Source organism: Bradyrhizobium sp. NBAIM03, assembly GCF_020194055.1.
GTDB classification, from domain to species: Bacteria; Pseudomonadota; Alphaproteobacteria; order Rhizobiales; family Xanthobacteraceae; genus Bradyrhizobium; species Bradyrhizobium yuanmingense.
On sequence record NZ_JADYVS010000020.1, the window covers coordinates 145,464 to 152,071 of the forward strand.

At 62.8% G+C, this 6,608-nt stretch carries 7 protein-coding genes; all 7 read left to right on the forward strand.

The genetic code is table 11. The features are described 5' to 3' along the window. The first annotated feature begins 108 nt into the window (after nt 1-108). Nucleotides 109-1,035 carry an urea ABC transporter permease subunit UrtB gene (urtB, locus tag I6F21_RS26680; RefSeq protein ID WP_225141260.1) on the forward strand — a complete coding sequence of 309 codons (927 nt, stop codon included), beginning with the start codon at nt 109-111 and terminating at the stop codon, nt 1,033-1,035. A gap of 17 nt (nt 1,036-1,052) precedes the next feature. Continuing rightward, entirely contained in the window at nt 1,053-2,195 is a 1,143-nt protein-coding gene (gene urtC / locus I6F21_RS26685) for an urea ABC transporter permease subunit UrtC (protein ID WP_225113327.1), read from the forward strand. Between the two features lie 10 nt (nt 2,196-2,205). Next, nucleotides 2,206-2,961 (forward strand): urea ABC transporter ATP-binding protein UrtD, encoded by a 756-nt coding sequence (urtD, locus tag I6F21_RS26690; protein WP_057025953.1) that lies wholly within the window; start codon nt 2,206-2,208, stop codon nt 2,959-2,961. Nucleotides 2,962-3,029: 68 nt separating this feature from the next. After that, nucleotides 3,030-3,719 (forward strand): urea ABC transporter ATP-binding subunit UrtE, encoded by a 690-nt coding sequence (urtE, locus tag I6F21_RS26695; RefSeq protein ID WP_225183700.1) that lies wholly within the window; start codon nt 3,030-3,032, stop codon nt 3,717-3,719. Between the two features lie 27 nt (nt 3,720-3,746). Next, nucleotides 3,747-4,976, forward strand: coding sequence for a formamidase (gene fmdA / locus I6F21_RS26700; protein ID WP_028133835.1), 1,230 nt, complete (start codon nt 3,747-3,749; stop codon nt 4,974-4,976). A gap of 110 nt (nt 4,977-5,086) precedes the next feature. Beyond that, nucleotides 5,087-5,464 (forward strand): zinc ribbon domain-containing protein, encoded by a 378-nt coding sequence (locus tag I6F21_RS26705; protein WP_057025956.1) that lies wholly within the window; start codon nt 5,087-5,089, stop codon nt 5,462-5,464. Between the two features lie 34 nt (nt 5,465-5,498). Next, a complete protein-coding gene (locus I6F21_RS26710; RefSeq protein WP_225183701.1) occupies nt 5,499-6,539 on the forward strand; it encodes an aliphatic amidase in 1,041 nt (346 codons plus the stop codon). The last annotated feature ends 69 nt before the right edge of the window (nt 6,540-6,608 follow it).

The window sequence follows — 6,608 nt, forward strand, 5'->3', positions numbered from 1 at the left end:
CTCCTCAACGCAAAACCGCTCCCTGGCGTGGATCGCAAGTCCATGCCTCAAGCCCCCGCGTCGCGAACCTGCTCGCGACGCGGGACCCTTTCCCGACGGAGGACACGGATGTTCGGCGACTATTCGATTGGCGACCTCGGCTCGATCTTCGTCATGCAGGGGTTTGCCGGACTGATCCTGTTCTCCGTCTATGTCCTGATGGCGCTCGGCCTTGCCATCATCTTCGGCCAGATGGGTGTCATCAACATGGCCCATGGCGAGTTCATGATCCTCGGGGCCTACGTCACCTGGATGACCTCCAATCTCTTCCAGGCTAATTTGCCGAGCCTGTTCAGCGGCTACTTCTTCCTCGCGATGATCCTGGCCTTCTTCGCCTCCGGCGCCTTGGGGATGCTGGTGGAATGGGTGCTGATCCGGCACCTCTACAAGCGCCCGCTCGACACGTTGCTCGCCACCTGGGGCCTCAGCCTGATGCTGCAGCAGGCATATCGCTCGGTGTTCGGTGCGCGCGAGGTTGGCGTCGAGCTGCCGCAATGGATGCTGGGCTCGCTGCGCGTCACCGACAGCATCGAGGTGCCGATCAACGGCGTCTTCGTGATGTGCCTCACCGTGCTGATCACCATTGCGGTCGCCTACGTTCTCTACATGTCGCGCTGGGGCCGTCAGGTCCGCGCGGTCGTGCAGAACCGCATCATGGCCGGCGCGGTCGGCATCAACACCGAGAAGGTCGACCGCTACACCTTCGGCCTCGGCTGCGGCATCGCCGGTGTCGCCGGCAGCGCCTTCACCATGATCGGCTCGACCGGGCCGACGTCGGGGCAGCTCTACATCGTCGACACCTTCCTCGTCGTCGTGTTCGGCGGCGCCGCCAGCCTGCTCGGCACCATCGCCTCGGCCTTCTCGATCTCGCAGACGCAATCGACGCTCGAGTTCTTCATGTCGGGCTCGATGGCCAAGGTGCTCACACTGCTCGCCGTCGTCGGCATCCTGATGCTGCGGCCGCAGGGTCTGTTCGCCCTCAAGGTCCGCAAATAACGAGAAGCAGGCAAGTCATGATCATCAACTCACGCTTCTTCAATCGATCCGAACTGATGGGCTTCATTGCGCTCGCCGCCGTGCTGTTCGTGATCCTGCCGCTGACGCTGGATGTCTTCCGCCTCAACCTGGTCGCGAAATATCTGACCTACGCCTTCGTCGCGATCGGCCTCGTGCTGTGCTGGGGCTATGGCGGCATCTTGAGCCTGGGGCAGGGCGTGTTCTTCGGCCTCGGCGGCTATTGCATGGCGATGTTCCTCAAGCTCGAGGCCTCCAGCGTCGAGAACACCAAGATACAGTCGACGCCCGGCATCCCCGATTTCATGGACTGGAATCAGATCACGGCGCTGCCGTTCTTCTGGCAGCCGTTCCACAGCCTCACCTTCACCATCCTCGCCATCATCCTGGTGCCCGGCCTGTTCGCTCTGATCATCGGCACCGCGATGTTCAAGCGCCGCGTCGGCGGCACCTATTTCGCGATCATCACCCAGGCCGTCGCGGCCATCCTCACCATCCTGATCGTGGGACAGCAGGGCTATACCGGCGGCATCAATGGCATGACGGACCTGCGCACGCTGAAGGGTTGGGACATCCGGCCCGATCACGCCAAGATCATCCTGTACTTCGTCGAGGTGGTATTGCTGTTCGCTTGCATCGGCATCGCGCAGTTCATCCGCCTGACCAAGCTCGGCCGCATCCTGGTGGCGATGCGCGAGCAGGAGGACCGCGTCCGCTTCTCCGGCTACAGCGTCGCCAATTTCAAGATCTTTGCCTTCTGCATGGCCGCGGTCTTCGCCGCGATCGGCGGCGCCATGTTCGCGCTCAACGTCGGCTTCATGTCGCCGTCCTTCGTCGGCATCGTGCCGTCGATCGAGATGGTGATCTACACCGCGGTCGGCGGGCGGATGTCGATCTTCGGCGCGGTCTGGGGCGCGATCCTGGTGAACTTCGCCAAGACCAGCCTGTCGGAATCCTTCCCGCAACTCTGGCTGTTCGGCCTCGGCGCGCTGTTCATCGCGGTCGTGCTTGCTTTCCCGAACGGCTTGTCCGGGCTCTGGGCCGATTACGTGCAGCCGCGCATCGACCGGCTGTTCGCCTCGCGCAAGGCGAAGGAGAACTGGACCGACAATTCCGTCGCCGACGGCGCGCCGGCAGAGTGAGGAGGCGATCATGCTCATCGGTCATCAGCCGAAGGACTTCCTGCTCGCGGTCTCCGGCCTCACCGTCTCGTTCGACGGGTTCAAGGCGGTCAACGATCTCTCGTTCTATGTCGAGGAGAACGAGATCCGCGTCATCATCGGCCCCAACGGCGCCGGCAAGACCACGGTGCTCGATCTGATCTGCGGCAAGACCAAGGCGACCTCGGGCTCGATCCAGTTTCGTGGCAAGGAGCTCACGAAGATGAAGGAGAACGAGATCGTGCAGACCGGCGTCGGGCGCAAGTTCCAGACGCCGTCGGTGTTCGAGGATCTCACCGTGTTCGAGAACCTCGAGATCTCGTTTCCGCGCGGCCGCACCGTGTTCGGCTCTCTGACCTTCCAGCGCGACCAGCTGGTGAAGGAGCGGGTCGAGGAGGTCGCGGAGATGATCTTCCTCAAGGACAAGCTCAACACCTATGCCGACGAGCTCAGCCACGGCCAGAAGCAGTGGCTCGAGATCGGCATGCTGCTGATCCAGGATCCCGACCTCTTGATGCTCGACGAGCCCGTCGCCGGCATGAGCGTGTCCGAGCGCGCCAAGACCGCCGAATTGCTCAACCGCATCATCAAGAACCGTTCGGTGCTGGTAATCGAGCACGACATGAAGTTCGTCGAGGACATCGCGCACAAGGTCACCGTGCTGCACCAGGGCCAGATCCTCTCGGAGGGGACGATGGAGAAGGTGAAGAACGATCCCAAGGTCATCGAAGTGTACCTCGGTCACTAGCGCATGATCCCGGAAAGTGGCGTCCGGTTTCCGGACAAGATCATGCGCAAGAAGCAAGGAGCACGCTGATGCTGGCTATTTCCGATCTCCACGTCGCCTACGGCCAGAGCGAGGTGCTGCACGGGCTCAACGTCAAGGTCGCGGCGAACGAGATCGTCGCGATCATGGGCCGCAACGGCATGGGCAAGACTACGCTGATGAAGTCGCTGATGGGCATCCTGCCGGCTAAAAGCGGCTCGGTGAACATGGATGGCGCCGAGCTCGGCAACCTCAAGAGCTTTGAGCGCGTCGCCAAGGGTCTCGCCTATGTGCCGCAGGGCCGCATGATCTTCTCCACCATGACGGTGAAGGAGACCATCGAGACCGGGCTCGTCGTCTCCGGCGGCTCCGAGGTGCCTGACGACATCTACGAACTGTTCCCGGTGCTGCTGGAGATGAAGGGCCGCCGTGGCGGCAATCTCTCCGGCGGGCAACAGCAACAATTGGCGATCGCGCGCGCGCTCGCCACCAAGCCGAAGGTGCTGCTGCTGGACGAGCCGACCGAAGGCATCCAGCCCTCGATCATCAAGGAGATGGCGCGCACGTTGAAGCGCATCCGCGACGAGAAGGGGCTCTCGATCGTCGTTTCCGAGCAGGTCTTGAGCTTCGCGCTCGACATCGCCGACCGCGTGCTGGTGATCGAGAACGGCGAGATCGTGCGCGATGATCCGCGCGATGCCGTCGATGCCGCGCAGGTCTCGAAATATCTGTCCGTCTAACCAACCGTGTAAAAGGGGAGCATCTCGATGCCAGAGACACTGATCAAGGTCGATCTCACCAAGTCGGCCTATGAAAACGACATGGTGCACAACCGCTGGCACCCCGACATCCCGATCGTGGCCTGGGTCAATCCCGGCGACGATTTCATCATCGAGACCTATGACTGGACCGGCGGCTTCATCAAGAACAACGATTCCGCCGACGACGTGCGCGACATCGACCTGTCGATCGTGCACTTCCTCTCCGGCCCGATCGGCGTCAAGGGCGCCGAGCCCGGCGACCTTCTCGTCGTCGACCTGCTCGACGTCGGTCCGCTCAAGGAGAGCCTGTGGGGCTTCAACGGCTTCTTCTCCAAGCAGAACGGCGGCGGCTTCCTCACCGACCATTTCCCGCTGGCGCAGAAGTCGATCTGGGACATCAAGGGTCTCTACACCTCATCGCGTCACGTGCCCGGCGTCAACTTTGCCGGTCTGATCCATCCTGGCCTGATCGGCTGTCTGCCCGATCCGAAGATGCTGGACACCTGGAATAAGCGCGAGGCCGAGCTGATCTCGACCAACCCGACCCGCGTGCCCGGCCTTGCCAATCCGCCGTTCGCGCCGACCGCCCATGGCGGCCGCGCCAAGGGCGATGTGAAAGCCAAGATCGGCGCCGAGGGTGCGCGCACCGTGCCGCCGCGCGAGCATGGCGGCAATTGCGACATCAAGGATCTCTCGCGCGGCTCGAAGATCTACTTCCCGGTCTACGTCCCCGGCGCGGGCCTTTCGATGGGCGACCTGCACTTCAGCCAGGGCGACGGCGAGATCACCTTCTGCGGTGCGATCGAGATGGCCGGCTGGCTCCACCTGAAGGTGGAAGTGATCAAAGACGGCATGTCGAAATACGGCATCAAGAATCCGATCTTCAAGCCGTCGCCGATCACGCCGAACTACAAGGACTATCTGATCTTCGAGGGCATCTCGGTGGACGAGGCCGGCAAGCAGCACTATCTCGACGTCCACATCGCCTATCGCCAGGCCTGCCTCAACGCTATCGAATATCTGAAGAAGTTCGGCTATTCCGGCGCCCAGGCGTATTCGATCCTCGGCACCGCGCCGTGTCAGGGCCACATTTCTGGCGTGGTCGACGTACCCAACGCCTGCGCCACGCTGTGGCTGCCGACCGAGATCTTCGACTTCGACGTGATGCCGTCGGCGGCCGGACCCATCAAGCACATCACCGGCGACATCCAGATGCCGATCTCGCCGGACAAATGACGCCGCGCTCCCTCTCCCCGTTCTCACGGGGAGAGGGCCGGGGTGAGGGGCTGTCTCCACACGCACGGTGGCAGCGAGTTGTGTGAACAGGCAAGAGCGTAGGTGATGCGATGCCGGTCTACGAATATCTCTGTGACGATTGCGGTCCCTTCAAGGACCTGCGCCCGATGGCGGAATGCGACGATCCGCAGAGCTGCCCACACTGCGAGACGATGGCGCCCCGCGTCATCCTGACGGCGCCGAACTTCTTCTGCATGCCGGCGGAGAAGCGCAAGGCGCACGCCGTCAACGAACGCAGCACGCACGCGCCGCAGACGCTGGCGCAATATAAGGCCTCGCACGGCCCGGGCTGCGGCTGCTGCTCCTCGGGCAAGACCGTGAAGGACAAGAGCGCGGCGGACAGGACAAAGCCGGCGCGGCTGATGACCAAGACCAGGAGCGGCGCCAAGGGCTTTCCGACCGCACGCCCTTGGATGATCAGCCACTAACCCACGCCAGCATCAGACAACAGGAGCGCTCCACATGCTTCACGGTGACATCTCCAGCAGCAACGACACGGTCGGCGTCGCGGTGGTCAATTACAAGATGCCCCGCCTGCACACCAAGGCCGAGGTGCTCGACAACGCCCGTAAGATCGCCGACATGATCGTCGGCATGAAGGTCGGGCTGCCCGGCATGGATCTCGTGATCTTCCCGGAATATTCCACGCAAGGCATCATGTACGATGCCAAGGAGATGTACGAGACGGCCTCGATGGTGCCGGGCGAGGAGACCGCGATCTTCGCGGAAGCCTGCCGCAAGGCCAAAGTGTGGGGCGTTTTCTCACTCACCGGCGAGCGTCACGAGCAGCATCCGCACAAGGCGCCCTACAACACCCTGATCCTGATGAACGACAAGGGCGAGATCGTGCAGAAGTATCGCAAGATCATGCCCTGGGTGCCGATCGAAGGCTGGTACCCCGGCAATTGCACCTATGTCTCCGAGGGGCCCAAGGGTCTGAAGGTCAGCCTGATCATCTGCGATGACGGCAATTATCCGGAGATCTGGCGCGACTGCGCCATGAAGGGCGCGGAGCTGATCGTGCGCTGCCAGGGCTACATGTATCCGGCCAAGGAGCAGCAGGTCATGATCTCAAAGGCCATGGCCTGGGCCAACAACGTCTATGTCGCGGTCGCCAATGCCGCCGGCTTCGACGGCGTCTATTCCTATTTCGGCCACTCCGCGATCATCGGTTTCGACGGCCGCACGCTCGGCGAATGCGGCGAGGAGGATTACGGCATCCAGTACGCGCAGCTGTCGAAGCATCTGATCCGCGACGCGCGCCGCAACGGCCAGTCGCAGAACCATCTCTACAAGCTGGTTCACCGCGGCTACACCGGCATGATCAATTCCGGCGACAGCCCGCGCGGCGTCGCCGCGTGCCCGTATGATTTCTACAAGAACTGGATCAGGGATCCCGAAGGCACGCGCGACATGGTCGAGGCAATGACCCGCTCGACGCCCGGCACCGAGGAATGCCCGATCGACGGCATTCCGAACGGGGCGGCGGCCGGCAATTACTGAGCCGTCGCCGATTCCGCCTTACCCTCCCCTGGAGGGGGAGGGTTGATCGCGCGTAGCGCGAGCGGGGTG